General features: G+C 69.9%; 27 protein-coding genes, 3 pseudogenes and 1 CRISPR repeat array (1 of these 31 cut by a window edge). Of the genes and pseudogenes, 26 read left to right on the top strand and 4 right to left on the bottom strand.

Annotated elements, in window-relative coordinates; genetic code table 11:
• The first annotated feature begins 104 nt into the window (after positions 1-104).
• The 6 genes from ACQP17_RS06895 (at position 105) to ACQP17_RS06920 (ending at position 6,083) form a co-directional block, all read left to right on the top strand.
• Positions 105-1,577 carry an SCO6880 family protein gene (locus ACQP17_RS06895; protein ID WP_433855452.1) on the top strand — a complete coding sequence of 491 codons (1,473 nt, stop codon included), beginning with the start codon at positions 105-107 and terminating at the stop codon, positions 1,575-1,577.
• 33 nt (positions 1,578-1,610) lie between these two features.
• Positions 1,611-2,063, top strand: coding sequence for a DUF6238 family protein (locus ACQP17_RS06900; protein ID WP_433855453.1), 453 nt, complete (start codon positions 1,611-1,613; stop codon positions 2,061-2,063).
• A gap of 25 nt (positions 2,064-2,088) precedes the next feature.
• The gene (locus ACQP17_RS06905; RefSeq protein WP_433855454.1) at positions 2,089-3,588 is read left to right on the top strand and encodes an ATP-binding protein; all 1,500 of its coding nucleotides are present in this window, start codon (positions 2,089-2,091) and stop codon (positions 3,586-3,588) included.
• A gap of 33 nt (positions 3,589-3,621) precedes the next feature.
• On the top strand, positions 3,622-4,092 hold the full coding sequence (locus tag ACQP17_RS06910; protein WP_433855455.1) for a hypothetical protein: 471 nt from the start codon (positions 3,622-3,624) through the stop codon (positions 4,090-4,092).
• Positions 4,093-4,118: 26 nt separating this feature from the next.
• Positions 4,119-4,811 (top strand): hypothetical protein, encoded by a 693-nt coding sequence (locus ACQP17_RS06915; RefSeq protein ID WP_433855456.1) that lies wholly within the window; start codon positions 4,119-4,121, stop codon positions 4,809-4,811.
• Between the two features lie 213 nt (positions 4,812-5,024).
• Entirely contained in the window at positions 5,025-6,083 is a 1,059-nt protein-coding gene (locus tag ACQP17_RS06920) for a hypothetical protein (RefSeq protein WP_433855457.1), read from the top strand.
• Positions 6,084-6,590: 507 nt separating this feature from the next.
• On the opposite strand, the gene ACQP17_RS06925 is transcribed toward ACQP17_RS06920, so the two are convergent.
• The 3 genes from ACQP17_RS06925 to ACQP17_RS06935 form a co-directional block, all read right to left on the bottom strand.
• On the bottom strand, positions 6,591-6,935 hold the full coding sequence (locus ACQP17_RS06925; RefSeq protein WP_433855458.1) for a hypothetical protein: 345 nt from the start codon (positions 6,933-6,935) through the stop codon (positions 6,591-6,593).
• Between the two features lie 59 nt (positions 6,936-6,994).
• Positions 6,995-7,480, bottom strand: coding sequence for a hypothetical protein (locus tag ACQP17_RS06930; protein ID WP_433855459.1), 486 nt, complete (start codon positions 7,478-7,480; stop codon positions 6,995-6,997).
• 562 nt (positions 7,481-8,042) lie between these two features.
• Positions 8,043-9,008: a helix-turn-helix transcriptional regulator gene (locus ACQP17_RS06935; RefSeq protein WP_433855460.1), complete on the bottom strand. Its 966-nt coding sequence runs from the start codon at positions 9,006-9,008 to the stop codon at positions 8,043-8,045.
• A gap of 96 nt (positions 9,009-9,104) precedes the next feature.
• Between ACQP17_RS06935 and ACQP17_RS06940 the strand changes: the two genes are divergently transcribed.
• The 18 genes and pseudogenes from ACQP17_RS06940 (at position 9,105) to ACQP17_RS07025 (ending at position 22,217) form a co-directional block, all read left to right on the top strand.
• The gene (locus tag ACQP17_RS06940) at positions 9,105-9,470 is read left to right on the top strand and encodes a VOC family protein (protein ID WP_433855461.1); all 366 of its coding nucleotides are present in this window, start codon (positions 9,105-9,107) and stop codon (positions 9,468-9,470) included.
• Between the two features lie 97 nt (positions 9,471-9,567).
• Positions 9,568-10,555, top strand: a pseudogene (locus tag ACQP17_RS06945) (IS481 family transposase).
• Between the two features lie 130 nt (positions 10,556-10,685).
• Complete coding sequence (locus ACQP17_RS06950; protein ID WP_433855462.1) at positions 10,686-11,291, top strand: hypothetical protein; 606 nt, start codon at positions 10,686-10,688, stop codon at positions 11,289-11,291.
• A gap of 273 nt (positions 11,292-11,564) precedes the next feature.
• Positions 11,565-12,224, top strand: coding sequence for a hypothetical protein (locus ACQP17_RS06955; protein ID WP_433855463.1), 660 nt, complete (start codon positions 11,565-11,567; stop codon positions 12,222-12,224).
• A gap of 110 nt (positions 12,225-12,334) precedes the next feature.
• Positions 12,335-14,116, top strand: a complete 1,782-nt coding sequence (locus tag ACQP17_RS06960) for a type IV secretory system conjugative DNA transfer family protein (protein WP_433855464.1) — start codon at positions 12,335-12,337, stop codon at positions 14,114-14,116.
• A complete protein-coding gene (locus ACQP17_RS06965) occupies positions 14,113-14,370 on the top strand; it encodes a hypothetical protein (protein WP_433855465.1) in 258 nt (85 codons plus the stop codon). Before ACQP17_RS06960 ends, ACQP17_RS06965 begins: the two co-directional genes overlap by 4 nt.
• On the top strand, positions 14,367-15,533 hold the full coding sequence (locus ACQP17_RS06970) for a DnaB-like helicase N-terminal domain-containing protein (RefSeq protein WP_433855466.1): 1,167 nt from the start codon (positions 14,367-14,369) through the stop codon (positions 15,531-15,533). Before ACQP17_RS06965 ends, ACQP17_RS06970 begins: the two co-directional genes overlap by 4 nt.
• A 43-nt stretch (positions 15,534-15,576) precedes the next feature.
• On the top strand, positions 15,577-16,155 hold the full coding sequence (locus ACQP17_RS06975) for a hypothetical protein (protein WP_433855467.1): 579 nt from the start codon (positions 15,577-15,579) through the stop codon (positions 16,153-16,155).
• A 1-nt stretch (position 16,156) separates the two neighbouring features.
• A pseudogene (locus ACQP17_RS06980) lies at positions 16,157-16,330 on the top strand (DNA cytosine methyltransferase); the annotation flags it as partial.
• Positions 16,331-16,451: 121 nt separating this feature from the next.
• Positions 16,452-16,742 (top strand): annotated as a pseudogene (locus ACQP17_RS06985) (DNA cytosine methyltransferase); the annotation flags it as partial.
• 270 nt (positions 16,743-17,012) lie between these two features.
• The gene (locus ACQP17_RS06990; RefSeq protein WP_433855468.1) at positions 17,013-17,357 is read left to right on the top strand and encodes a hypothetical protein; all 345 of its coding nucleotides are present in this window, start codon (positions 17,013-17,015) and stop codon (positions 17,355-17,357) included.
• 93 nt (positions 17,358-17,450) lie between these two features.
• Positions 17,451-18,056 carry a DUF4913 domain-containing protein gene (locus ACQP17_RS06995; RefSeq protein ID WP_433855469.1) on the top strand — a complete coding sequence of 202 codons (606 nt, stop codon included), beginning with the start codon at positions 17,451-17,453 and terminating at the stop codon, positions 18,054-18,056.
• Positions 18,053-18,820: a glycosyl hydrolase gene (locus ACQP17_RS07000; RefSeq protein WP_433855470.1), complete on the top strand. Its 768-nt coding sequence runs from the start codon at positions 18,053-18,055 to the stop codon at positions 18,818-18,820. Before ACQP17_RS06995 ends, ACQP17_RS07000 begins: the two co-directional genes overlap by 4 nt.
• Positions 18,817-19,293 carry a hypothetical protein gene (locus ACQP17_RS07005; RefSeq protein ID WP_433855471.1) on the top strand — a complete coding sequence of 159 codons (477 nt, stop codon included), beginning with the start codon at positions 18,817-18,819 and terminating at the stop codon, positions 19,291-19,293. The genes ACQP17_RS07000 and ACQP17_RS07005 overlap by 4 nt, the downstream gene beginning before the upstream one ends.
• Positions 19,290-19,958 carry a hypothetical protein gene (locus ACQP17_RS07010; RefSeq protein WP_433855472.1) on the top strand — a complete coding sequence of 223 codons (669 nt, stop codon included), beginning with the start codon at positions 19,290-19,292 and terminating at the stop codon, positions 19,956-19,958. The genes ACQP17_RS07005 and ACQP17_RS07010 overlap by 4 nt, the downstream gene beginning before the upstream one ends.
• An 82-nt stretch (positions 19,959-20,040) precedes the next feature.
• Positions 20,041-20,883: a winged helix-turn-helix transcriptional regulator gene (locus tag ACQP17_RS07015; protein WP_433855473.1), complete on the top strand. Its 843-nt coding sequence runs from the start codon at positions 20,041-20,043 to the stop codon at positions 20,881-20,883.
• A gap of 116 nt (positions 20,884-20,999) precedes the next feature.
• Positions 21,000-21,950: a DUF317 domain-containing protein gene (locus ACQP17_RS07020; RefSeq protein ID WP_433855474.1), complete on the top strand. Its 951-nt coding sequence runs from the start codon at positions 21,000-21,002 to the stop codon at positions 21,948-21,950.
• A 66-nt stretch (positions 21,951-22,016) separates the two neighbouring features.
• A complete protein-coding gene (locus tag ACQP17_RS07025) occupies positions 22,017-22,217 on the top strand; it encodes a hypothetical protein (protein ID WP_433855475.1) in 201 nt (66 codons plus the stop codon).
• 298 nt (positions 22,218-22,515) lie between these two features.
• On the opposite strand, the gene ACQP17_RS07030 is transcribed toward ACQP17_RS07025, so the two are convergent.
• Positions 22,516-22,782, bottom strand: coding sequence for a hypothetical protein (locus ACQP17_RS07030; protein ID WP_433855476.1), 267 nt, complete (start codon positions 22,780-22,782; stop codon positions 22,516-22,518).
• A gap of 321 nt (positions 22,783-23,103) precedes the next feature.
• Here ACQP17_RS07030 and ACQP17_RS07035 point away from each other — a divergent pair, with 321 nt between their 5' ends.
• Both ACQP17_RS07035 and ACQP17_RS07040 read left to right on the top strand, forming a co-directional pair.
• Positions 23,104-23,316, top strand: a complete 213-nt coding sequence (locus ACQP17_RS07035; RefSeq protein WP_433855477.1) for a hypothetical protein — start codon at positions 23,104-23,106, stop codon at positions 23,314-23,316.
• 86 nt (positions 23,317-23,402) lie between these two features.
• Positions 23,403-23,732 carry an esterase gene (locus ACQP17_RS07040; protein ID WP_433855478.1) on the top strand — a complete coding sequence of 110 codons (330 nt, stop codon included), beginning with the start codon at positions 23,403-23,405 and terminating at the stop codon, positions 23,730-23,732.
• A gap of 423 nt (positions 23,733-24,155) precedes the next feature.
• Positions 24,156-25,018: direct repeats of the CRISPR family, unit length 25 nt; unit sequence CGAGCCCTCCAGGGCTGATGACGAC (it continues 255 nt past the right edge of the window).

Below are 25,018 nucleotides of genomic sequence, written 5' to 3' on the forward strand. Positions count from 1 at the left end.
CCGCCCCCACCTCTCCCGACCGACCACCAAAGGAGCCCCGCCATGACCTCCAGAAGAGCGCCACGCGCCCCGCCCTCCGCCCGCTCTCACCGTCTGGAACCCTCATGTCCGGCAAGAACCAGGCCGAAGCCACCACGGCCACCGTGAAGTTCCCCCACCGCAGCAGGCGCGGCATCCTGCTCGGCCTGACCGCCCCACAGTTGATCGTCGCGAGCCTGAGCGGCCTTCTTCTGCTCACCGTGGTCATCACCCGCGGCGTGGTCGGCGCTCTCGAACTCATCCCCCTGTGGGCCGCCATCGCCCTCCTCACGTTCGTCCGCCACCGAGGCCGGGCTCTGGCGGACTGGGTTCCGATCGTCGCCCGGTATGTCCTGCGCCGGATGCGTGGCCAGCTCGTCTGGCTCACCCGACCGTCCCGCCGACCGTCGCGCGAAGGGCTCCTCCACCTGCCCGGGACCGCGGCCAGCCTGCGCGTGGTCACCGCGCCCGACCGCCGATACGGTGCGGTGCACGACCCCCATGCCGGCACGCTGACCGCAGTGGTCAAGGTCGCCTCCCGCGCCTACGCACTGCTCGACCCGGGCACCCAGAGCGCCAACGTGGGCGGCTGGGGACGGGCGCTGGCCGCGCTCGCCCGGACCGGGCAGATCGCCCGCATCCAGGTGATCGAGCGCACCGTCCCAGACTCCGGCGACGCCCTGCGCCGCTACTGGGAAGAGCACGGCCAACCCCACGCTCCCGTGGCCGGCGCGATCTACAGCGAGCTGGTCCAGAGCGCGGGCCCGGCTGCGGCGCCGCACGAGGCGTACGTCGCGGTGTCGCTCGACACCAAGGCGGCGCGACGGCTGATCAACCAGGCCGGAGGCGGACTGACCGGGGCTTTCAGCGTCCTGGGGCAGCTGACCTCCACCTTCGACCAGGCCGCTCGGACCGCCGGTCTCACCCCCACCGGGTGGCTCACCGCTCGCGAGATCGCCGCTGTCGTGCGGACGGCGTACGACCCGAAGTCCCTCGCAGCGCTGGACCGTTGGTCCACCGCGGGCCGTCCCGAGGCCGAGCCTGCCTCCGCCGGCCCCGTCGTGGTCTTCGAGAAGTCGGACCACATCGCGACCGACTCGGCCGTGCACGCCACGTACTGGGTGGAGAACTGGCCCCGGACCGAGACCAGTGCGGGTTTTCTGCATCAGCTCCTGTTCACCGGCGGGGTCCGGCGCACGCTGTCGCTCTCCTACGAGCCGAAGGAACTGGACTCCGCCCTGCGTGACGTCCAGCGTAAGAAGGCCAGCGTGATCGCGGATGCTGCCGAGCGGGCCCGGCGCGGGCAGGTCGACTCCGAGGCGGACTCGATCGAGTACCAGGACATCAAGTCGCGAGAGCGGCAGCTCATCGCGGGCCACGCGGATGTCGCCCTGACCGGGCTGCTGGCCGTCTCGGCCGACTCCGAGGACGAACTCCGTTCCGCCTGTGCGGTCGTGGAGACCGCCGCCGTCGGCGCCCAGCTCGACCTGCGGCCGCTCACCTGGCAGCAGGCCGAGGCGTTCACCGCCGCCGCCATGCCGCTCGCCCTCGCCGCCTGATACCAGCCTCCCTCCCTCCGAAAGAACACCCCCATGTCCCGCACCACCAGCCCGACCGCGGAGGACTTCGTTCCCTTCGCCACCGCCGCGCTCGACTTCCACCGCGCCCTCAACTTCCCGAGCGGCCCTCTCGTCACCACCCGCGCCGAGCTGGACGCGCTGCACGCCCACCTCGTCTCGCTGCACGGGCTGCTCGACGCCCACGCCGGTCGCACCGGGCAGCTCGTCCCGGCCGAAGGCGACCCGCTCCGCGCCGCCCGCACCCGCATCTGGCAGGCCGCCGACCACCTCCACGCCGCCTACCACGCGGCACCCCGGCCAGGTTCCGGCGAGGTGCCCGAGCGCGAGGCGTGCCAGGCCGGCCTGCCCGAAGGGGCTCCAGAGCTGACCATCTGCCAGCGCCACCAGCGCACCGCACACCTGGTGCGCCGCCGCACCACCCCGGCCGACCTGCACGCCCCGTTCACCGGCCTCGTCCACCGCTGACCGCCATCCGTCTGGAGAAACGTCCATGCCCCGCACCCGCGCCAGCGCCTCCCCCCTGTTCGTCCCCCGCAAGGCACCGCGCGCCGGACGGAAAGCCGCCCGAGCCGGTTTCGCCGAGGCCCGCCGGCACGCCCGCCTCGCCGACACATCGCCCAAGCACCGCGCCAAGGAGACCCTCGATCCGGAGCTGCGGCCGACCTACCCACCGTCCGGACGCCCCGGCCCCTCCTCCGCCCGGGGCGGCAAGCTCAACCTGCCCGCCCACCGGATGACCACCGCCACGGCCTCCGGGGCATACCCCTTCGTAGCCGAGGGTGGCCTGGGGGCAGAGGGCATCTTCATCGGTCGAGATGTCCACGCCGAGGCCGCGTTCTGCTTCGACCCGTTCTCGCTGTACGGGCGGATCGAGGGCTTCACGAACCCCAACGCGGTCCTCGCCGGGATCATCGGCATGGGCAAGTCCGCGTTGGCGAAGTCCATCGCCACCAGGGCGATCGCCCACGGCTACCGCATCTACGTCCCCTCCGACCCGAAGGGCGAATGGACGGCCGTGGCCCAGGCCCTCGGCGGCCACACCATCGCCCTGGGACCGGGGCTGCCGGGCAGGTTGAACCCCCTGGACGCCCCGGCCCGGCCCACCTCCGTCAGCGACGACGACTGGGCGACCGAAGTCCGAAAGCGCCGCCTGCTGCTCCTGGCCGGCCTGGCCCGTACCGTGCTCAAGCGCGACCTCCAGCCGATGGAACACACCGCACTGGACCTCGCCCTCGACCTGGTCGTCACCGAAGCAGCCGCCAGCGGCACGGTGCCACTGCTCGGCGACATCGCGCACACCCTCGGCACACCCGAACGCCTCAACCGAGCCCTCGGCCACCAGACTCGACACCTGGGGTCCGCCGCTCAGGACCTCGCGCACGCCCTGCGCCGACTGGTGCACGGCGACCTGACCGGTATGTTCGACGCCCCGTCGACGGTGTCGTTCGACCCGACCACGCCGATGCTGTCCATCGACCTCTCCCGCCTCGGCGGCGGTGGCGACGACACGGCCTTGGTGCTGGCGATGACCTGCGCGAGCGCGTGGATGGAGTCCGCCCTCGCCGACCCCGACGGCGGCCGACGCTGGGTGATCTACGACGAAGCGTGGCGGCTGATGCGGCACGTCGGCCTCCTGGAGCGGATGCAGAGCCAGTGGAAGCTCTCCCGGGGCCTGGGCATCGCGAACTTGATGATCATCCACCGGCTGTCGGACCTGCTCTCGGCGGGCGACGCCGGCTCACGCGGCCGGGTACTGGCCGAGGGCCTCCTGGCCGACTGCTCCACCCGCATCATCTACCGCCAGGAGCCCGACCAGCTCTCCGCCGCCGCCTCGCTGCTCGGCCTGACCGGAGTCGAAACCCAGGCTGTCTCCGCCCTGACCAAGGGCCGGGGCCTGTGGAAGGTCGCGGGCCGCAGCTTCATCACACAGCACGTCCTGCACCCCGCCGAGCGCAAGCTGTTCGACACCGACGCTCGCATGGCCGCCTAACCCAACCCCATTGCTCTGAAAGGCAGTTACCTCATGTCGTCCACCGTAGCGCGGGCAGAACACCAAACGCTCGAAGAAGTCCGCACCTCGACCGGAAGTCGGGACATCGGCGGCCCGTCGGCCTGCTGGAGTGACCGCCTTGCCGCCGCCCGACCCGAGGAGTTCAACGAGCTGTTCTCCACGGCCGTCACAGGGGACTTCGGCACGGTGGCCGGGCTGCACCAGATGCTCGAAACCGCCTCCGAGTGGTGCCGCGCTCACGGCGCCCGCGGCAGCGCCGCCGAGCTGGACGTCCTCGCCCGGCGCCTGGCCGACCTCGGCGAGGAACTGCACCTCGTGGGGGAGGGCATGTCGCACGAGATCCGCTCCGGCTCGCACCGAGCGGCAGCGGCAGCCCGCGCCTCCCCGGCCGCCTCAGCACGAGGGGCTTGCGTCGGTCCTCCGACCGAGCCCCCTGCCTCTCCGCCGCTGCTCCCCGTCCGTTCACTGCCGTGTTCGCGGTGAAGACCAGCACAGATCAAGGAACGATCATGTCCACTTCTTCCAGTTCTCCCGCTGAGGACCAGTCACCGGCGATCACCGATCACCTGGCGTGGCGGCGGCACGTGCCGGCGCTGGCCTCGGCCGCTGCCGGCATCTCGCGGGCGTCCGATCCCTGGGACGCGTTCTCGGACTCGTTCTGCGACCGCAATGGCTGGCCCATCGATGAGGAGAGCTACCCGGACGGCAAGGTGAAGCGCGACGCCGAAGCGTGGCAGCACGTCGAGGTCTTCCTCGTCCACGGCCCCGAGGTGCTGGCCGGTGTCCGCGCGACCGCCAACGGTGCCGACTACGTCGAGGGGCCGATCAGCGAAGACCTCCGACGGCTGCGCGGGATCGACACCACCCTGGAGCGCGCAGGCCAGCTCCGGCACGAGTGGGACCAGATCATGGCGCTCATGGACGCCTCACTCCCGGGCTCGCGGAAGATCTACGAGAGCCGAGCGGAGCGGATCCGAAATGCCGACGGCTGGCGGTACGCGGACGAGCTGTCCTTCCAGGGTCCGGCACTGGTTCGAGCTGCCGACTACCTGGCGGGCCGGGCGGATTCCGACCAGCCCTCGCAGACCGAACGTGCACGGGTGGCCCTGGCTCGATCCGCCGCCGGCAACCGCGGGGCCCTCCCCGCTTCGCGCTCTGCACCCCCGGCGCCGGCTCCGACGGCCCCAGGACGCTCCCGCTGACACGCATAGCACCGACTTGCGGCGCGGCCAAACCGCCCGATCCCCGGATCCTCATCTCAACGCGGCCGGGTGCTCTCGGCCTGCCAGCGGCCGCGCCCCTTTGCGGCCGCCCGGCCCTCGTTCCTTCTTCGGAGTACCCCATGTCCCGCACCAGCAGAACCATCCCGGACCTCGACCACCCCTCTGTACGAGCCAGCACCGGATGGATCAGCTATGCCCGCCCCCGATCACGATTCGCTCCCCGATGTCGCCTTCGGCCACCACCCCGACCACGGCATCGTCGCCGCGAACCCGAAGCACCTTGCGGCCAGCGCCTGGATGCTGAAGGGGTTCGACTTCCACCCCGTCCCGGATCACCCGAAGCTCTACGCACTGGCCGATCAACAGCGTGATGGACAGGGCCGCGTCTCCCGGGCCGTCGCGATACTGCGCAAGGCCGGCTACCAGGTCGACGTGGATGCCGCGTTCGACCCCTCACTGGCCCCCGAAGCGGCTCGTGCCCGTGACCGGCCCTCGCTGGTAGACCCCGACGTCGCGTTCGCCGAGCATCCGCAGCTCGGCATCGTCGCAGCCACCGATGACCGCTCCCGCGCGCTCGGCGGTCGGCTCCTGGAAGAGCACGGCTGGCGGCACGACCCGAACCTGGACATCTACACGCTGCCCATCACCATCGACCGCAGCGACGCCCTGGAAAAGGTCGCCAACGCCACGGTGTCGATGCACCACTCCGGTCTCCAGGTCGCGGCCCAGCCCGCCCTCGCTCAGGACACAGCAACGCGCCACCGCCCGACGCCCGCAACGAACGCGAACCACCGGCGCGACCCGGGCTTCACCACACGGTCCCCCATCAGCGCTGCCGCGCTCGCCGCCAGCCCAGCCCGTGCCGGCCTCCCGGTCACGGCGCCGGATCCCGCTCCCGCCACCTCTGCTGCGGCGGCCAAGCCGGTCAACCCACGCATCGCCTTCTCCCGCACCCGACCACCTCCAACTCCCTTAGACGTCGTTTCTGATGGTGCGATCGCTCATCGAGACCGCCACTGCCTTCCACCACGCCGTACGCGGCGCACACGACGACCTCACCGCCACCATCGACCGCCTGCGCCAGGCGACGGCGAGCGGCGACTTCGCCTACTACGTTTCCATCGCCACCGCCATGGGCGCTCTGCCCCAGCCCGCGGACAGCACCGCCCAGTGGCTGGAGGACGCCCACACCGTCCGGGAGCGCTGGCGTGCTCTGGTCACAGCCCGGATCACCTGCGCAGCACTCGGTAGCGGGAAGGACGAAGGCGGGCCTCGGCCGCCAGATTCCCGCCACCGCACGGTCGACGGCCCCGGCCGCCGACGACCTTCTTCGACGCGGTCAGGCTGTGCTCGGCATCCCAGGCCTCGGCGGCGATCTGCACCTGGACGGCATCAGCGGACCGCCGCCGGCAGCCTTGGCGGGGGCCGATGTGTCCGGGCCGGGTAGCACGGCCGCCACCATCGCATCGACCTCCGCGGCGTCGCCGAGAACGGCGGCCATGTGCTCACGCCAGTTCTGGCTCAGCGCCTCGGGGCCGACCTCTTGCTTCGCCTCGGAGCTGCGCCGTGCAGCGGACTTCTGCAGAGTGTCCTGGTGAGAGCCGAGGAGGTACCTGACGGCCCCGTGGACGCTCAGTTGCCCCCCTGGGGTTGCAGTGGCCGCAGCAGGGAAACGTGTGGGCCCGCTATGCCAGAGGGCCTGGATCCGTTGTCGGATCCAGGCCCTCGCGCATCTGTCAGATCAGCTGGCGTACCGCGTCAACGCAGTTGGCGTCCCATCTTTGCCGACTGACGGTTGTGCCCCTTGGTGTCCCACCACTCTTCGAGCAGGGCGTGGACCAGGTGCACGAGTTGCTTCAGCCTCTCAGGATCGGGCTGGGGTGAGGTGAGCACGTCGGTGAAGGACTTGTCGTCCCAGGGAAGAGTGAACTCCCACTCCTCTTCCGGGTACCGTTGCCGCACGACGGTGATCCGGTACGTGAACGTGACGCTGCGGTTGACGTGGTGATGAACCGACAGGTTCGTGACCTCAAACCTGACCTGCCCGTCGCCAGAGGTGTACGAGCGAGCCAGAGCTCGTTCTGCCGGCGTCTGTTCGACCATTGCAAACCATCCCCCTTCGCCTCACCCATCGATGAGGGAACTCCCCGCGCACGGGAGCGTTAACACTTGCTGGCACTGGCCAATCTCGTGACATTGTATGCAGTGAGAACATCATTTTGTCCGCCAGGGGTTCCGATGATGGTGCGGAACCGTTCCCTGGGTGGGCATTGATTGGTGAAGATGGAAAATCCAAATGTAACGGGGGTTCCATTGGCGATGGCGTTGCCTATCATGCTGTCCATCCCGCGGCTCCAACCGTGCCCCTTCTTGATGTGCTTCCACCCCCATGTCGGCGTCCCGCAGCGCAGCGTGAACCTGCGAGGGCCGCGGAAGTACTGCCGCACGATGTAGTACCGGCCGTGGTGCTTGCACGTTTCCTCGACGCTGCTAACAGCGACGCCCCTGGGCTTGCTGGACTGCGCGCTTGCGGGACTCGCTGCCGGAATCGCCAGCGCCGAGGCGGCGACAGCGGTGGCAAGTGCCACCTTGGCAGCGCGAGCCGGCTTGAGACGCACTAATTCCCCGTTGACTATCTTGCCCTTCATGAATTCCCCGTTCTTCGCGAATGCTTGCGTGACTATTTTTAGCAGCCGCCCAAGGCGGGGTCGAGTGAATTTTCGATCGTTGGCGTGATCTGCGCCGCGCGGCCAACACGCCAGGACGGCGAACCTGCTTGATTCGTCGGCAGGCAATGAAGGGGACCAGGAAAGTCCATTTTCGAGAGGGCGTGAGGGAGATTTGATTTTCAAATACCGGAATTACTGGTACCACCCCAGGAGGCAGTAGAGCTGACGGCTTCTGGCGGCAGGCCGCTATCCGCGGATCCGCCCTTGTCGAGTCCACTCTGCGACCGCCCCGCGTCCTGTCCCCTTCCGCCAGGACGACACCCGGTGCGGTGGTGGCCGGGTCCGCATTCGGCGCGTCTGCGAACGCGAGACCGCCGGGGTGGATGCCCTGCGCACGGGCGAGAGCGACCAGAACACATTCGGTTGCGTCCAGACGCTGGGTGATCGACCGCTCCCCCGGCGAGCCGAGCGTGTCGAAAGAGACAGAACCTAGATGTACTGACCGGGCACGTTGATTGAGAACAAGGGCCCTGATCGGCAATCACGATGCGGGGGTTGAGTGTCTGTCAGCCAGGTCCCTGGCGAGCTGACTGATGCGTGCGCGGGCCGTCTCAGGGTTGAGCACCTCGATGTGGTCGCCGAACTGAAGAAGCTGACGCACCGACTCGATGTCGGGGTAGCGCACGACGACGACGCACGAGCCTTTTTCCGCGTCGGAGACATGGTGGATGCGGGTGCCGAGGATGCGCCGCGCCAGGTCGAGACCCTTTTCCGGCAGGCGGATGGTCACGCTCACGCGATCTTGCTCCTCAGTGCGTTTCTTCAACTCGGCCCATCTGGTGCGGAGGGTTTCGCCTGATTGGAGCACGGCTGGTGCGTCTAGCTGTTCGAAGGCCGACAGTCGTTCCAGAGCGAGCAGCCGGCTATCGCCCTGGTCATCGGCGACGAGATACCAGCGACCTGATTTCGCCACGATCCCGTACGGGTCGACCACCCGTGTCGAGGCCTGGCTCTCGGCGCTGCGCCGGTACAGGATTCGAAGGCGTCGCCGGTGTCGCAGGGTCGAGGCCAGATCCGATACTTCGACCGCTGCCTCGGGGGCAGCAAACCACGCGGTGCTGTCGACAAGCACAAGGTCAGCCAGCCGCAGCGAGCTCGGCGACTCAGGTGCTGCAGCCTGGCGGGCGGCGATCTTGCGCTCGGCCGACTCCCACACCGCAGTTAGGCCCATTCGCTCACGTAGTGCGCTGTCCAAGCCGGCCACGGATAGGGCCTCCAGTTCTGGTGGTTCCAGATGGGATGCGTTGAGCCGTGCACTGGGGAGCAGGACGATCCCGCCGTTCCGCCCACGTTCGGCATAGACGGGCACGCCCGCTGTCGATAGCGCCTCGACGTCCCGCAGCACAGTCCGCCGGGACACCTCAAGACGCGCGGCGAGCTCCGTGGTAGTGAGCCGCTGACGGGTCTGCAGGAGCAGCAGGAGATGCAGGAGCCTTGAAGCCTTCATGCTTACCCATGTTCTCAGGAAAGGTGACAGGTTCCGTCGCGATTGGGTGATCCGCTGGGTGCTGGACCGAGTAATCAACGAGTTGAGGAGCACTCCATGCCCGCACCGAACCTGTTCCTGATCGGCGTCCGCGACGCCGAGGCCGCCACCGCCTTCTACAGCGACCTGTTCGAGATCGAACCGACCTTCACCAGTCCCCACTACGTATCCTTCGAAGCTGCCTCCGGTGTCCTGTTCGCACTGTGGACGGGCTACAGCGAGCACGCGGTCCCGAGCCTCCCTCGTACGACAGAGATCGGACTCATGGTGCCGGGGCCATCGCAGGCGATTGACGAGATCTTCAAGAGGTGGGCCTCGAAGGGGGTCCACGTTGTGCAGGAGCCGCATGATGCTGTCTTCGGCCGCACGTTCGTGATTACGGACCCTGACGGCAACCTCATCCGAGTCTCCCCGGTCGACTGACCTGCACTATCCCTCCCCGCATATCTCCAAGCTGAAGGGCCGGCCACTAGAACCCAAGCACCATGGCCGGCCTTTCAGCCTGTCTAGGAGCTCAGAAATGTCGCATTCGAACGCGGCCCTCACCCCGCGCCACCGGCTGAAAGTCGCTCGACTCGTCGCTGACGACGGCTGGCCAATCAGCGAAGTCGCGGCCCGCTTCCAGGTGTCCTGGCCGACCGTGAAGCGCTGGGTCGATCGCTACCTCGCAGGCGAGTCCATGCAGGACCGATCCTCACGACCGCGGAGCTCTCCGGCCAAGACACCCAAGACCATGACGAAGAGGTGCGTCAGCCTGCGACTACGTCTGCGGGAAGGGCCGGTCCAGCTCGCTGCGAGACTCAATATCGCCCCGTCGACAGTGCATCGAATCCTGCGATCGGCCCGCCTGAACCGACTCGCCTACGTCGACCGTGAGACCGGTGAGCCCGTCCGCCGGTATGAGCACGACCATCCGGGATCACTGGTGCACGTGGACGTGAAGAAGCTCGGGAACATCCCCGACGGTGGCGGCTGGCGCTACGTCGGCCGCCACCAAGGCGAGAAGCACCGCGCCGCGACGCAGAGCAAGTCACGCAACGCCTACGGCGGCCCGAGGGTCGGATACGCATTCGTGCACACCGTCATCGACGACCACTCCCGCGTCGCCTACACCGAGGTCCACGACGACGAAACAGCCGTCACCGCCGTCGGCTTCCTGCACCGGGCTGTCGACTGGTTCGCTGACCGTGGCGTCACCATTGAGAGGGTCCTGTCGGACAACGGCGGCGCGTACCGCCCGTACCTGTGGCGCGACAACTGCGAAGCGCTTTCGATCACCTCGAAGTTCACGACGCCCTTACCGCCCGCAGACGAACGGGAAGGTCGAGCGCTTCCACCGCACCATGGCCGATGGCTGGGCCTACGCCCGCTGCTATACCAGCGAGCAAGAACGACGCGACGCACTGGCCGGTTGGCTCCACCAGTACAACCACCACCGGCCCCACACCGCGTGCGGCAACCAGCCGCCATTCTCACGATTGATCAACGTGCCCGGTCAGTACACCTAGACGCCCCGGGGTGAGCGGCGGCATCTACCAGCGATCTCCGGCCGGGCCAAATCGCGGATTCTGCAGATCCTCTTCCCCACGGCCCGGTCCCCCGGGTTCTGTTCGCCCCTCCCTTGTCCTCTCTGGCGAGATGGGCCAGCTCACCGATCCATGCCCGAAACTCCACGCCCAGGAGACCAACGTGCCTGTCCCTCCGATCACCATCACCCACGAGTTCAGCGGCAGCGTCGTGGCAAAGGGTGCCAACGACGACCTCTCCGCCAGTCTCCTCAAGCACGCCGGCTTCCAGCAGATCTCGGACTGGCACGGCCGACGCCATCGCCTTCCCATCACCACCCCGCTCGCCGACAAGGTCACCATCGCCACCCACGCGGCCGAAATGCTCCGCGCCGCCCACTACGACGTCGACCTCCCGCCCTCCCTGGACACGGCTCGGATGAGCCCCCCAGTGCCTGCCCTCGGGTCCTATGCCGCCGCAGCGGAACTCCTCCGGATCACGGACCAGATCAGGGCGGCCGAGAACGGGGCAGACCTTCAGGGGCGGTCGACCCTCTCCTTCACCCCGAGCACGGTGCCCTGGAGCGCGTCCGGGAGGCGCTGGAGGCGGCGGGCGAGCAGATCCACGACCTCGACTACGAGGCATACGATCTCGCTTACCGGTTCGACTACGCCTCCGAGTACGTCAGGGGCGCGCAGTCCGAACTCGTCGGCTCCGAGGCCAAGCTACGCCGGGTAGGCACCGCATCGCAGGACCAGGCCGAGGCGCGGACGCGGTCCTCGGAGCTGCCCGACCATCAGGGCGCTGCACTGGCCACGTCGCCCGCAGCTGCCAAGGCCAAGATCTCCTCGACGCCCGGCTCCGAAACGCCGCCGTCCAACGCGGCCGTACACCCGCCGCGCGCCTCGGGCCCCCGACGGTGACCCAGGTCATCTTCGTCAGCGCCAACCGTCGGCCTGCCGCGTGCTCCCACCCGGCTCGACCGTCCAGGTCCACCACCGAGGAGGAAGCGTGCCCGAGTACTACTCCAGCATCGGCGAGGCCGTCGGCGCCGCGATGCAGCACAACATCCGGCTCGCCCACCGCAGCGTGGCACCCAGCTCCGACAAGCCGTTGCAGGTGCGGCACCTGCCCGGTCCTTCCGCCGACCCGTACTCCGTCCGCGGGACGATCGCCCGCCTTACCGAGGACGCCACACCCGACGAAGTGGCCGGGATCATCGAGGAGGTCAACGGCGCGCTGGCCGGGGCTTTGCCTGAGCTGACCGAACTCGTCGCCGCTGCCGCCCACTGGACCCGCGTCCGTCTGACGTTCGACGACCCACACCACAACCCGACTGCCGAGACCTGGACCCGGCTGGCCGCCGCTCGCGGCATGCTCCGCGAAGTTCAGGAGCAGTTGGAGGTCGCGGTGGACGGGATCGCCGCGTGTCCTGCCGAGCGCACCGACCCCCGGTTCCACGAGATGGACAACGTCCTGCGGACCCGGGAGCTGCTCGACGACGTCCTCGGTGCCGGTGCGCCACCCACCGGCCGGAATCCGGAAGCAGACCGGCAGCGCGCTGCCCGTACCTCGTCGCCGCAGGCCGCAGCCCAACGGACGCCGTCCACGGCCAGTACCACGGAGGGGCGGGCGAGCACTCTGCCTTCCCGCGCCCCCCGCGCCCGATAGTCCCGGCCGCCGACTGCTTCCCGGAGAGGAACCGTCTCGATGACCTCCAGAAGAGCGCCGCGCTCCCTGCCCCCGTTCATCGCCTGCGCTGACTTTCAGGAACCACGCTCATGCCCGCACCGCGTACCAGCGCGCCCTCGACCACCACCGGGTCGGACGCGCTCCTCTACCTCCTCTTCGCCATACTCGGCCTCGCGTTCACCTTCGGCTCGCTCGCGTGGCTAGCCGGCAATGTCATCAACTTCGCTCTCGGCAGCGGCCCTTGGACCTCGTTTGCGGTCACCGACGCGCTGCTCCGCCCGGAGTCGCTGTGGCCGCACCTGGGCCCGACAGCCCTGCTGGTCGGCTCACGGATCATCCCTGGCCTGCTGTCCGTCTGCCTCGCCGTCCTCGGCCTGGTGCTGTGGGTGCGGCTGCGTGGCGGCGCGCAGAAGGGCCTCGCCGGGAAGCGCGACCTCGCACCGCTGCTGGACAAACAGATCACCGCCAAGGCCCGGAGCCTGCGACCGTCCCTCAGCGGCCCGGATGTAAAAGAGGTCGCCCCTGCTGACCGCGGCGTCCTGCTCGGCACCCTCTCCCGGGGGCGGGCCACGGTCCGCGCGTCCTGGGAGGACGTGATCGTCGCGATCATGGCACCGCGAAGCGGCAAGACCTCCACCCTGGCCATCCCCGCGATCCTCGCGGCGCCCGGACCGGTCCTGCTCACCAGCAACAAGGCGGCCAACGATGCCTTCACCGCGACGGTGGACGCGCGCGCCGAGGCCGGCACGATCTGGGCCCTCGACCCCCAGCAGATCGCCCATCACCCGCGCGAGATGTGGTGGGACATCCTGGCCGACGCCCGCGACCTGGCCGGGGCGAAGCGGCTGGCCGGACACTTCGCCACGGCGAGCGTGGACGAGTCGCACGGCACCGACTTCTGGTCCACCGCGGCGAGCAACACCCTCGGCGCGCTGTTCCTGGCTGCCGCCAGCCACCGGCGGCCGATCACCGACGTCTCGGCCTGGCTCGCCTCGCCCGCCGACCGCACCCCGGTGGACCTGCTCACCGAGGCCGGCCACGAAGCGGTCGCCGCCCAGCTCCAGGGAACCGTCTCCGGCGCGACCGAAACCCGCGACGGGATCTACGAGACCGCGCGGCAGTACGCGAGCTGCCTGCTCGACCCGGAGGTCGCCTCCTGGGTCACCCCCAGCCCGGAGCTGCCCGAGTTCAAGCCCGCCCGCTTCGGCACCTCCCGCGACACGCTGTACCTGCTGAGCAAGGACGGCGGCGGCAGTGCGAGCGCGATCATCGCCGCTGCGGCCGATGCCGTGATGCGTGCCGCAGTGGTCGTCGCCGAGCGCTGCGGCGGACGGCTCGACCCGCCCGCCCTGTGCGTCCTCGACGAAGCCGCCAACGTGTGCAAGATCTCCGATCTCCCGGACTTGTACAGCCACTTGGGCTCCCGGGGTGTGATCCCGATGACGATCCTGCAGTCCTACCGTCAGGGGCAGCGGTGCTGGGGCGATGCCGGGATGGACGCGCTGTGGTCCGCCGCCACCATCAAGATCGTCGGTTCCGGTGTCGATGACGCCGACTTCGCCGACCGCATCAGCCGACAGGGCGGTGACCACGACGTCCAGACCACGTCGGTGTCGATGAGCGAGGGCGGCAAGTCCACGACGGTGAGCATGCGTACCGAGCGGATTCTGCCGCCCGATGTGATCCGTGCCCTCCCCAAGGGCAAGGCACTGCTGCTGGCCACCGGCATCCGGGTTGCCATGCTCGACCTGAAGCCCTGGTATACGGAGCGCTCTGCCAAGGTGATCGGGCCGGCCTCGGTCCGCGCGACGAGGGCCATCACCAAGCGGGCCCAGGCCAAGACCCGTGACGACTTCGGGCAGGCGGCATGAATGCCATCGACTCCTCGCCGGGCCCCCTCCCGTCCCCGGCGCGCTCCGAGCACCTAGCGTGGTCACCGGCCGTCCGGCGCGATGGCCGGTGGTGGCTGGTCGCCGAGTCCGGCTCCGTCGCCGTCACGGATACAGTGTTCGACGGCCAGCTGAACCGCTTCGCCACCGCGATGGCGGCGGCCGACCGCGCCGTCGCCGGCCGCCTCGTCCAGCAGGACCAGCCTCCGCCCCGTCCCGATGGGAGGCGGCGATGAGCCCGCTGCTGGAAGCCGAGCAGGCGGTGCTCGGCGCGGTCCTGCTCGACCCCGGGCAGCTTCGACAGCTCGGCTGGCTCACCCCGGAGCATTTCCACCGCCCCGTGCACCAGGCCCTGTTCGCTGCGGTGCGCAAGCTCCATGCCGACCGCCACCCGGCATCGACGGCCGAGAGTGCTGTGCCGCTGTCGTGGGTGACCGACGCGGTGGCGGAGGCCGGCCTGCATGTCCGAGGGCTGAGCGCGTCGTACGCCCACAGCCTGGCCTCGGCGTGTCCGCGCCCCGGCCATGCGCCCGTGTACGGGCGGATGGTGCTGGAGGGCGCGATCCACCGCAGCATCACCGCGCACGCGATCCGCCTGCACCAGGCTGCCCGCGCGGACGCCCTGCAAGGAGACGTCGAGGGAGCACTGCGCTGCGCGGACGTGCTGCGCGACGTGCTCAACGATCTCGCTCGGCGCTGGGGAACCGAACCACGCCCGGTAGACCCTGGCGCCCCGCCGGCTCCCGGTTCGGCCGCCGCACCGCCGCCCGGTTGGGCAAAGGCCGCTGAGGAGGAGCGGGTCCTTCTCGGCGTTCTGGCCGAGCGGCCGAAGGGCATGGACGAGGTGGTGGGCTGGCTGCGGCCGGACGACTTCGCCGACCCCGCCCGCGGAGAGGTCTACCGGTGTCTCGACGCACTGCATCACCGGGGCGAGCCCATCGACCGGATCACCCTGCTCTGGGAGGCGCAGCGACGCGGCCTGCTGGCCGACGGCACGCTGTCCAGCGACCAGCTCGCCGCCCTCTGCGGCGGCGTGGGTCCTGGCAGCGCTGAATGGCTCGGCGAGCAGGTGCTGCGCTCCTCCGTCACCCGCACCGCGGCGGCCTCCGCCCGTTCCATCCGAGCGCTGGCGGAGGACGAGGCGCTGGCCCCCGGGCGGCTCATCAACCACGCCCTGCACGCGCTCGGTCCGCTCAACGAAGTGCGCACCCGCTGGCAGTCCGCGAACGGTCACCCCCCTCCGACGCCACCGGCTCCTTCGCCGAACGGGCCTCCCCCTGCGCGGGTGCACGCCGCCCGCGCCCGCAGCGCACCGCGCCCGGTCTCGCCGCCCGTGTCCCGGCCTGGTGTTGCGCCGAGCCCAGCCGCCGTGCGACCGCCTTCTCGCGGCCACAGCTGAACCCTCCCCTGCACCTCGCTCGTCCTCTTGATTGGGATTCACCGTGAACAACACCCCCGCCGCCGACGCCCGCGCTCTGCGCGCCACCGCATCCGCCTTCGACGCCCAGCGCGGCAAACTTCCCGTACCCGGCGACCCTCACCGCTCCGCCGACACCGTGGCCATCGCCCGCCAGATCTCCCAGCTCGGAACGCTGATCACCACCCTGGGCGACCAAGCCCTCTTCCGCGCCAACGCAGAGAACCAGGCCCCCCACAACGCAAAGGTGATCACCAGTTTCGCCGACGCTGTGGAACCTGCTGGCCGTGCGGCATCCGCTCTCGGAGCAGCGGCCCATCAGCTCGCGTTCCTGGACCAGACCGAGCACCTCCGCGACCAGCCCGACGCCCGGGGTGCACGAGAAGTGGCCACACTGGTGATAGGAAACGCACTCGGCATGGCGGACATAGCCCTGCGCGACACCGCCGACTCCCTTCACGCCGCGTCGGCGACGATCTCGCCGACCTCCGTGCGCCTCCAGGCCGCCCGCAGCCGGTCCACAACCGCAGCTCCCCCGCCCACCCCGTCTTGCCCTAGTACCCCGGCGGCAGCTCCCCCGGACCGGATCACTCGGAGCCGGTGACATGGAAACCACCATCGCGCGCCCTCCGCTGATCGGCTCGCTCTGCTCGGGGTACGGCGGGCTGGACCTGGGAGTCCTGACGGCCCTCGGCGGCACGCTGGCCTGGCACGCCGAGGTCAATCCGGACGCCTCGCGCATCCTGGCCCGGCACTGGCCCCAGGTGCCCAACCTGGGCGACATCACGACCGTCGACTGGTCCGACGTCCCCCGGGTGTGCGTCCTGACGGCGGGCTTCCCCTGTCAAAGACGTCTCGGTCGCCGGCCGCCGGGCCGGACTCAACTCCCAGACCCGCTCCGGGCTGTGGCTGCACGTCGCCCGTGCGATCGAAGCCCTCCGACCCTGCCTGGTTGTGATCGAGAATGTGCGCGGCCTCCTCACCTCCCCCGCCGGCTCCCCTGGCGACGTGGAACCCTGTCCGTGGTGTCTGGGAGACGCCCCAGGTCAGCCTCCTTTGCGGGCACTCGGTGCCGTACTCGGCTCCCTGGCCGACCTCCGGTACGACGCACGGTGGCTCGTGCTTCGCGCCTCCGACGTCGGAGCACCGCACCGCCGCGAGCGGACCTTCCTCGCCGCTTGGCCCGCCGAACGCGCTACTCAAGACGCCGACCAGCAACCTCGCGAAGAACGGCGGCTCACAACACCCCGACAAGCGGAAGAGCGGGGGCCACGGGCCGAACCTGGCCGACGAGGTCGAGTGGCTGATGCTGCCGACCCCGAAGGCGTCGGACGGGATCAAGGGGTCGCCCAACCAGCGTCACGACAATGGGGACTTGACCCTGCCGAGTGCAGCGGCATCGCTGTTGCCCGCACCACGGGCCAGCGGCACGGGCACAGCGGCCCACCGCTCCGGGAAGGGGTGGCGCCCTCCCTTGCCGGTGGTGGTCCTGCCGCTCTGGACGGACTCGGCTCCGGGAGCCGTGGAGCAGGGCGGCGATGGGGAGCGTACGCAGCCGCCATCGCCCGATGGGAGACGCTCACCCGCCCCGCGCCCGAGCCCACCGACGCGGGCGGCCGGCTCCGTGCCGACTTCGTCGAGTGGATGCAGGGCCTCGATGACGGCTGGGTCACCGCCACCTCGGGCCTCGGACGACCGGCTCAGCTCACCGCGCTCGGCAACGGTGTCGTTCCCCAACAGGCCGCACGAGCCGTGCAGTTGTTGACACCGCCCTTCTCGCGGTGCCCGCGCTGCACGGCCGTGTAGCGCCCAACTACCGGATTTTTCCGGCCGGGCCAAACCGCGGATTCTCCGCATCCTCTGGGGCATGTCGCCGTCTCACAGATGGAGCACGCCCCGATGTCCGACACCAGCCCGACCACCCCCGGCCCTGAGCCGTTCCGGGTCCCCGACGGGGACCTCGACGACCTCGCCAGCACCCTCGCCAAGACCATGGCCGAGGTCCGGCAGCACGGCGTCATCCTCGACCGCCTCGGCTCCGAGCCCGATCCCGTACCCGCGGCCAGCCCGCCCACGGACGGCGCTCCGGCAGCCGAGGCGGCGCCGCCCGAGCAAGCAGAGGGCCCCGCCTCGGTGTTCATCCTCGCCCTGGGCGGGGAAGCGTACGCCGTCGAACTCGCCGCCCTCACCGACTGGGTGAACCACCTCTTCCTCCCGGTGTACGGCCGGGAGGTCAGCACGAATCGTCCGTGGTGCGCGCAGTGGCACGAACACCCCGAGGCCGTCGCCCGGCTGCACGCCCTCTGGCTCGCCTGGCAGCAGTTCACCGACACGGAGGCCGGCCTGTCCGGTCCTTCGACCTGGCACCGCGACCACCTGGACCAGGCCCTGGTTCACCTGCGCGCCCCCGACGGTCCCTTCGCCGCGTGCACGACGAGCCCCACGCGTCCCAACCATCGGGTGCTGGCCACCCCCACGCCCGAGCAGACGGGGCCGGCGGCATGAGCGACGTACTCGACTTTCATCTCGACGATCTCGTGGCCGCCAACGCGGACTCCGAGTACGTCGAGCAGCGGTTCTGGTCCGGCGACTTGATGGTCCTGGCTGAACACCACACGACTGCCGATGACTCCCACAGTTATGTCGTCGCCCACGACGGGTCGATCACGTGGGGTATCCCCGGCAAGCCACAGGTAGCCGCGTTCAAGGTCTCGCGGGATCCCATCCTGAACACCTTCACCGTGGAGGCGAGCTATCACGCCACGGTGCCCTTCGCCCAGAACTGGTTGATCGAACACGGCTGCCCGCCCGAGCGGATCGCCCGGGTCGGCGACGGCTTCATGACGCCGGCCGACAACCTCACTGTCCAGGTCGAACAGCAGATTCGAGAGTCAGGCTCTCGGTACGAGGTCCTCGACAGCCAGACCTGGGACATCGACCTGTGCGAGACGTGGACGTTGACCCACGACTCCCACGCCGATCAGGTACCGGTTCGCGTCTTCCTTGAAGAAGGGAACCGCGATGCCCGCACGTACACGATGCGCGAGGGCGCCTTCGCCGACGAGGTCACCGCCCGCCACTGGTTGGGCGACCGCAGCAGCCAGCTGCCGTGTCCGCCGGAATTCCGTGGTGAGGCCACCGCCCTCCGGACCCGTGCTGCCTTCGCCCGCTCGGGCGGCGCCTCCGCGATGCCGAAGGCCGGCGTCGACGCCCACCGCACGCCACCGGCAGGAACGACACACCGGCCGAACCCCGAGAGGTCGATGTGAGCCGCGCCCGCTTCGCCTTCGCCGTGCACCCCGATGCCCTCGCTGACCTACGACACCTTCCGCACGACATACGTGACTTGGCGCTGCTGGAGCTGCAGAACCTGGTGCACGGCAGTGACGACTGCCTGCCGCTGAAGGGCCGGCTCGCAGGTTTCCACAAGGTCTACGTCGACCCCTCCGTCTCCTACCGGATGGTCATCCAGTTCCGCGCGGCACCGCCGACCTCGGACCACCAGCGCGAGATCTATCTCGTTGCCGCCGGAAGCCGGCAGGACTACGCGGTCTACCGCTCTGCCCACCTGCGCACCGGCCGGCAGCAGGACACCGAGACGAACTCCGCCACCGAGGCTCGGGTGCAGGCCGCCCGGTCCCGCTCTTCCCTCGCGGCCGACCGGTCGGCGAATACCCCCGCAACTCCTCCAGAAGCAGCCCAGCCCACGGCCGCTGCCCCCCGAAAGGCCGCCCAGCGATGACCCCCGAACGTACCCCTCTGCCCCGTACCGAACTGGCGGACCTCCTCACCGACGCCGCGCAGAGCGTCTCCGCAATCCTCACCGCCGAGTACCCCACGGCCGCCAACCGCTCCTACCTGCACCCCGTACTGGGTGCGCTCTCCGCCGGACCCCGGGTGGCCTGCGAGCTGAACGACCGGCTCGAAGCATTCGTGGCCGACGAGCCGCGCCCCACCACACCGGCGAGCCTGTTCACCCTGGCCTCCTACGCTGCCGCGCTGGGGTGGCTCACCGAGTCCCTCGCCGAGCTGACCACCTCCATCGACCAGATCTGCACACGCGCGGGCATCCCCACAGAGCCCCGAGCCCCGGACGTCGCTGCACCCGACGGTGCCGAGCAGGAAGGCGATTTCGACTTCGCCTTCAGCGCACTGGAGTTGGCGGCGATCCGTACCGCCGCCGAGGCCGCCGGGCTCACGCCGGTCGACTACGTCGAGGTGCTCTCCGAGTCGCTGCTCGCAGCCTCCCGGATCACCGACGCCTGCATGGAGATCTCCAGCGGCCTCCTCGAAGACGCCACCTACGTCCGCGACGCTGCATCCGAGCACGTCTGGGTCGGCGACGGCCCGGACAGCTTGCCCGCCCTTGTGCGTTCGCTGCTTGCCCGGATGGAGGCGGCCGAGTGAACCCCGGCCCCCGAGCACGCCGCCAGCTCCCGTCGGTCTCAACGCATTCCTGAAGAACCTTCCCCCTAACGGAGTTCGCCCCATGTCCACCTCCGTACAGCCCTCTGCCGCTTCCATCGGCTCGGTCGTTGCTCAGCGCGTCGAGGACGCACTGTCCCTCATAGCACCGAAGTGGACCACCTGGTCGGTGCAGACCCTGGCACAGCAGAGCCGCCCAATGCGTGTGCACGAGATCGCCGCCAGGCTCCCCTTCATCAGCGAGCAGCTCATCGGCAAGCGGCTGGCCACGATGCACGCTGTCGGGCTGGTCACCCGCGCCGACGACAGCCACGGGGCTCCGTACCAGCTCAGCGCACTCGGCGAGTCGCTTGCTCCGGTATACAGCGCCTTGTCCGACTGGTCCCAGACCAACCTGTCGCTCGGCAAGGTGGCCGGAGCCGAACGCGTCGAGGACGCCGTGCGGCGTCTGCACCTTCGGCATTCGACCGCCGTGATCCAGCTCCTCGACGCCGACGGCCCCACGCGGTTCGTCCACATCGCCGAGGAGGCCGGTCTGGACAACGGCTTCACCCGGTATCGACTCAACCGACTTCAGACCGACGGCCTGGTCACCCGCACAGGCCCGCGCCACGGCGCCCCCTACGTCCTGACCGATGCCGGGCACGCGCTGGGCCCCGTCTACGCGGCCGTCTCACACTGGAGCAACCCCGTCGACACGCCAAAGGGCTCGTCGGCTCCGGTACCCGCCGCGACGGCCACTCGGACCCACACGAGCATCCCGCTGTCGTCGTGCGGGCTCCGGGCCGGGGCGGCTGTGCGCCGGAGCCCTGCCGCCCCGAGCGCCCTCTTCAGCCATGCTCCGCAGCCGCAACCGCGGGTGCCGGCGGCCGTGACCGCCCAGTCAGCCCCGGGTCGGGGTCGGTGACCGACGTGACGCTGAGAGCCAGCCGCCTCTCCCCGTTGACCGGCGCCCGCGTGCAGTCCAGCAGTCCGTTCCGTTGCACGCGGGCGCGTTCTCCCCCCACGCCCCGGAGCTTCGACATGCACACCCCTGATGCCCCGCACCTCTACGAAGAGGTGCTGGTCAGTCCGAAGTACCTGGCGGGTTCCAACGGGACCGGCGACGCCGGCTTCGCACCGGTCGCCCACTGGCCGCACCACTACCTCGACGACGGGCCGTGCCAGCTCCTCGTCACCTCGCCCGACCAGCGGATCAGGGTCGGCTGGTTCGGCGATGACTTCGAGCTGTGGAAGATCAGCGCGGCCACGGAGGCCGCCTCAGCAACGCGCTGGACGGCCACCTTCAACCACGTCACCCCGGCCGAGATCGTCGCCGGCCTCACCACCGCCCTGGCCCACGACTACGCCAAGGCTGACGCGTACGACAGCAACGGACGCTTCCTGGCTAATCCGTCGATCTACTGGGCAGACGCCGTTCGGCCGTTGACGGACGCCGGCTGGAAGCGCGGCGTCCCCACCAAGCCCGACACGGTCGAGATCGTCGCCCCCGACGGCCAGGCCGGCGCCGTAATCGACAGGCGCAGCTACGGCCCGGATGACGAGACCGTCACCTTGTGGGCCGGTCCACCGGGCTGGGGCACTCGGGCAGAGGCGGTGTTCACCGCCCGCACCCCGTCCCATCTGGTCGCCGCGACCGCGGCCGTCATGGCGGATTCGGCCCCGGTGATCCGTGAACGGCACCAGATCGACCGGCGGATGGAGCACCTGGTCACGCTGACGTCGGTCGCTCCGGCTGCGCCGGCCGCCGAGTCCTCGGTCTCCCGCGCTCCGACGCCGCTCGACGTGCGGCGCACCGCTGTCACCCAGGCCGTCCACCGCGCCGCACGCGCCCCGCGGACTGCCGCCGACCTCCGCGTCATGGCCGCCCGCAGTCGCACCGCGACTTCGACACGGACCGGGGCACGCAGCCCCGTGCCGGCTGCCGTGGCCAGGCCGCTGCTCAGCCCGTCGGCTCCTCGCCGCAGCCGCTGACTCCCGCCCGGCCCCTCCGGGACCTCGCCCAGATCGAACAGCACCTCCGAGTACGGGGGTTCCGCCATGCCCGATGCCACCGCACTTGACCAGGCCACCGCCGTGATCGAGAAAGCCTGGGGCCTTCCGATCGACGCTCTGGAGTCCCTCGCGGTCCGCCGCCCCGGTGACGACCCGCTCCTGCGCGCGGCGGCCCTGCACCTTCGCTCGGCCTGGTCATCACCGACAACGCGGTGGCCGTCCACCAGGACCGGCTGCACGCCCTGACCCGGCACGGTCACGTGCCGACCTTCTACGACCTGGAACGCCTCACCAGCTCAGCGGTGAACCTTCGCGTCGCCCAAGCCGAGTGCCGTACGTTTCGGCAGGCGATCGGCCACTTGATCGAAGCGCGTGAAGCCGCCGCGACCGCGGACCGAGCGCCGGCAGTCCGGCTGGCCCAGGCCGCTGTCGCCCGCTCCGGGCACTCTCCACGTGCCCTGGGCCAGTTGCCCGAACAGTCCGCTTCTTCGGCCGCTGTCGGCCCGCCCGGGCCGGACGGAGGCCGCACCGCTGAGCGGTCGGGTCAGGCGAGGTCCTCGTCGCGGTGAGCATCTGCGATGCGGGTGTCCACCGCGCGGGCCAACTCCTCCAGCGTCATCTCAACGCGACGCCCCCTCGCGATCCGGTCCTCCACCACGGCGTCCTCGTCCCGCCGCCCGTCGGACTGCGTACCGACGGCCCACTGGCCGTCGGCGACCATCGCGATGTCGCCCACCGTCCAAGGCCGCCCGACCGCCCGGATCTTGCGCTCCAGCCCCGCGCCGTCCCCGTGTCCGGTCGGCTCCGCCACTCCGGCTCCCCCTTCGGTCCTGTGCGGCCCCTTGCCGCAACCCGGTTACGACAACCGCGTCCACCGATCCATTCCCGGGCCGCCGGACATCTGCTGACGACCGCCAGTTCGCCCACGGCAGACGCCACTTCCCGGGAACGGACTACGCACTTCGGCACACTGCATGTCAACGTACGGGTGCTGGGAGAAACCGCAGGCCAACGGAGGGTTCGGCGAACGCTGGACGACTTCACCAGCTTCTTTGCCGCCCTGTAGCGCTTCAAGGGTTTCTAACCCCCACCACCCCAGCTCCGCCATCCCGTACTGCTCTCGGAGATTCCCGTGCCCCACTACCTGACCGTCGGCCACCTGCTCCGCCAGCTCCAGAACCTCGACCCCAACCTCCCGATTCGCCTCGCCATCAACCCTGACTTCCCCTTCATCCACTACGTGGGCACCAACATCGTCGTCCGGGATGGCAAGGCGTTCATCCCCGAGGACGGCCAAGGGGGCTACCTCCCGACCACCGTCAGTCGCGCCCTCGCCTGGGCTTGAACAGCTCCAACACTTCGGAGGCTCCCATCTCGTCGCAATCGCGACCTTCGCAAGTACTTCCGCTGCATGGCCTCGCCGCGCACCCCATGCCGAACGGCGTACGCGGCGCGCTGGTCGAGCGTGTCTCCGCCCTGCCCGACGGACCGCTCGACGTCACCTGGCTCGCCTCCGAAAGCCCGAGACTCGCACTCGGCCGTATTCGTCTGTGCTGGGAGCCGACCTCCATTGCAGGGTGGGACGTCACCGCCCACCTGGGCCTCGCCACCACCGAGGTGCTTCTCGCCTCCTGGCCGACTGCCCCGGACACCTGGCCGAATCTGGTCCGCCCGACCATCCACGAGGTGCTCGGCTTGAGCGCCGCCCTCGCGGTCGCGACCGCCGCCCTCAACCTCTCGAATCGCCTCGCCCACCTCTGACCGAAACTGCAGAAGGCCGCCCCGCGCCGGTCAAGCCGGGGCGGCCTCGCCGTACGGAGCCGAAAGCCGTGGCAGCTTGACCAAGCCCGACGACACCACTGTGCCGAACCGGCCCCGTTGGAGGCCAGCCATTCAGGGCTGGAAGCCGGTCGCCCCGCGGTTCCACAGTGCCCTGCACAGCGACCGGCTCTCCGTCCCTTACCGGCGCCTCTGCACGCACACCCACGGACTGGCTCCGGCCCCACCAGGCGCCCGGCTCTTCGGACTGGCGCGCCTCTGCTTGCGGCTTAGGGCGGAGATGTTCCGCGGGGTGTCACATCCGGCTCTGGAGCCAACCAGAAGCCAGGGCGACGAGTTGGCTCCCGGCGTAGGGCTGACGACGACCACGGGGCGGGCCTGGCATGGCTACCGTTCATCGCGTTGCGAGCCCTCCAGGGCTGATGACGGCTACGCGGCGCTGTACGGGCCGTGGATTCAGGTGGCGTTCCGAACGCTCCAGGGCTGATGACGACGGGCCGGGCCCTTCTTGTTCTTGGAGTCACGGATGCGTTGCGAACCCTCCAGGGCTGATGACGACGTGCTCGCCGCCGCCCGCGGCCTGCAGCTCAACCTGTTGCGAGCCCTCCAGGGCTGATGACGACTCGCCTCCAGGTGGATGTGCGACCCCCGGTACACCAGTTACGAGCCCTCCAGGGCTGATGACGACCGAGTCGTGGACGTCCGGCGCGACCGAGAATTTCCTGTTGCGAGCCCTCCAGGGCTGATGACGACGGCGGTCCGTCAGCTCGCCGCGGGCCTGCGGCACCTGTTGCGAGCCCTCCAGGGCTGATGACGACAGGTGAGGACCATCTTCGGTGCGGGGGCGCCGCTGTGTTGCGAGCCCTCCAGGGCTGATGACGACGGATCTGCGCGGGCTCCGAAAGGTGGTCGCCGTCCCGTTGCGAGCCCTCCAGGGCTGATGACGACTAGAGCGCGTCGCCTTACGTCGTCGTTGCGAGCCCTCCAGGGCTGATGACGACGCCCATGAATCGGCGCGCACCCGCCGGCCCTTTCGCGTTGCGAGCCCTCCAGGGCTGATGACGACCCGCGGTGGCGGATCGGCAGCGTGCATCGGGTGCCGCGTTGCGAGCCCTCCAGGGCTGATGACGACGGCACAGGTCGGCCCGTACGCTCCGACACCCATCAGGTTGCGAGCCCTCCAGGGCTGATGACGACGCGTTCTCCGCCTCCTCCTTGCGCTTGCTCTCCTCCTGGTTGCGAGCCCTCCAGGGCTGATGACGACCCCG

Source organism: Streptomyces kronopolitis (genome assembly GCF_050953795.1).
Classification (GTDB): Bacteria; Actinomycetota; Actinomycetes; order Streptomycetales; family Streptomycetaceae; genus Streptomyces; species Streptomyces kronopolitis_A.

Bases quoted from the DNA above. Each gene is read 5' to 3' on its own strand.
- ACQP17_RS06915 (WP_433855456.1), top strand. From the start codon at position 4,119: ATGTCCACTTCTTCCAGTTCTCCCGCTGAGGACCAGTCACCGGCGATC.
- ACQP17_RS07015 (WP_433855473.1), top strand. From the start codon at position 20,041: ATGTCCACCTCCGTACAGCCCTCTGCCGCTTCCATCGGCTCGGTCGTT.
- ACQP17_RS06965 (WP_433855465.1), top strand. From the start codon at position 14,113: ATGAATGCCATCGACTCCTCGCCGGGCCCCCTCCCGTCCCCGGCGCGC.
- ACQP17_RS06935 (WP_433855460.1), bottom strand. From the start codon at position 9,008: ATGAAGGCTTCAAGGCTCCTGCATCTCCTGCTGCTCCTGCAGACCCGT.
- ACQP17_RS07040 (WP_433855478.1), top strand. From the start codon at position 23,403: ATGCCGAACGGCGTACGCGGCGCGCTGGTCGAGCGTGTCTCCGCCCTG.
- ACQP17_RS06900 (WP_433855453.1), top strand. From the start codon at position 1,611: ATGTCCCGCACCACCAGCCCGACCGCGGAGGACTTCGTTCCCTTCGCC.
- ACQP17_RS06940 (WP_433855461.1), top strand. From the start codon at position 9,105: ATGCCCGCACCGAACCTGTTCCTGATCGGCGTCCGCGACGCCGAGGCC.
- ACQP17_RS06925 (WP_433855458.1), bottom strand. From the start codon at position 6,935: ATGGTCGAACAGACGCCGGCAGAACGAGCTCTGGCTCGCTCGTACACC.
- ACQP17_RS06930 (WP_433855459.1), bottom strand. From the start codon at position 7,480: ATGAAGGGCAAGATAGTCAACGGGGAATTAGTGCGTCTCAAGCCGGCT.
- ACQP17_RS06920 (WP_433855457.1), top strand. From the start codon at position 5,025: ATGCCCGCCCCCGATCACGATTCGCTCCCCGATGTCGCCTTCGGCCAC.
- ACQP17_RS06905 (WP_433855454.1), top strand. From the start codon at position 2,089: ATGCCCCGCACCCGCGCCAGCGCCTCCCCCCTGTTCGTCCCCCGCAAG.
- ACQP17_RS07025 (WP_433855475.1), top strand. From the start codon at position 22,017: ATGCCCGATGCCACCGCACTTGACCAGGCCACCGCCGTGATCGAGAAA.
- ACQP17_RS06950 (WP_433855462.1), top strand. From the start codon at position 10,686: ATGGGCCAGCTCACCGATCCATGCCCGAAACTCCACGCCCAGGAGACC.
- ACQP17_RS06995 (WP_433855469.1), top strand. From the start codon at position 17,451: ATGTCCGACACCAGCCCGACCACCCCCGGCCCTGAGCCGTTCCGGGTC.
- ACQP17_RS06910 (WP_433855455.1), top strand. From the start codon at position 3,622: ATGTCGTCCACCGTAGCGCGGGCAGAACACCAAACGCTCGAAGAAGTC.
- ACQP17_RS07000 (WP_433855470.1), top strand. From the start codon at position 18,053: ATGAGCGACGTACTCGACTTTCATCTCGACGATCTCGTGGCCGCCAAC.
- ACQP17_RS06895 (WP_433855452.1), top strand. From the start codon at position 105: ATGTCCGGCAAGAACCAGGCCGAAGCCACCACGGCCACCGTGAAGTTC.
- ACQP17_RS07010 (WP_433855472.1), top strand. From the start codon at position 19,290: ATGACCCCCGAACGTACCCCTCTGCCCCGTACCGAACTGGCGGACCTC.
- ACQP17_RS06970 (WP_433855466.1), top strand. From the start codon at position 14,367: ATGAGCCCGCTGCTGGAAGCCGAGCAGGCGGTGCTCGGCGCGGTCCTG.
- ACQP17_RS07020 (WP_433855474.1), top strand. From the start codon at position 21,000: ATGCACACCCCTGATGCCCCGCACCTCTACGAAGAGGTGCTGGTCAGT.
- ACQP17_RS06960 (WP_433855464.1), top strand. From the start codon at position 12,335: ATGCCCGCACCGCGTACCAGCGCGCCCTCGACCACCACCGGGTCGGAC.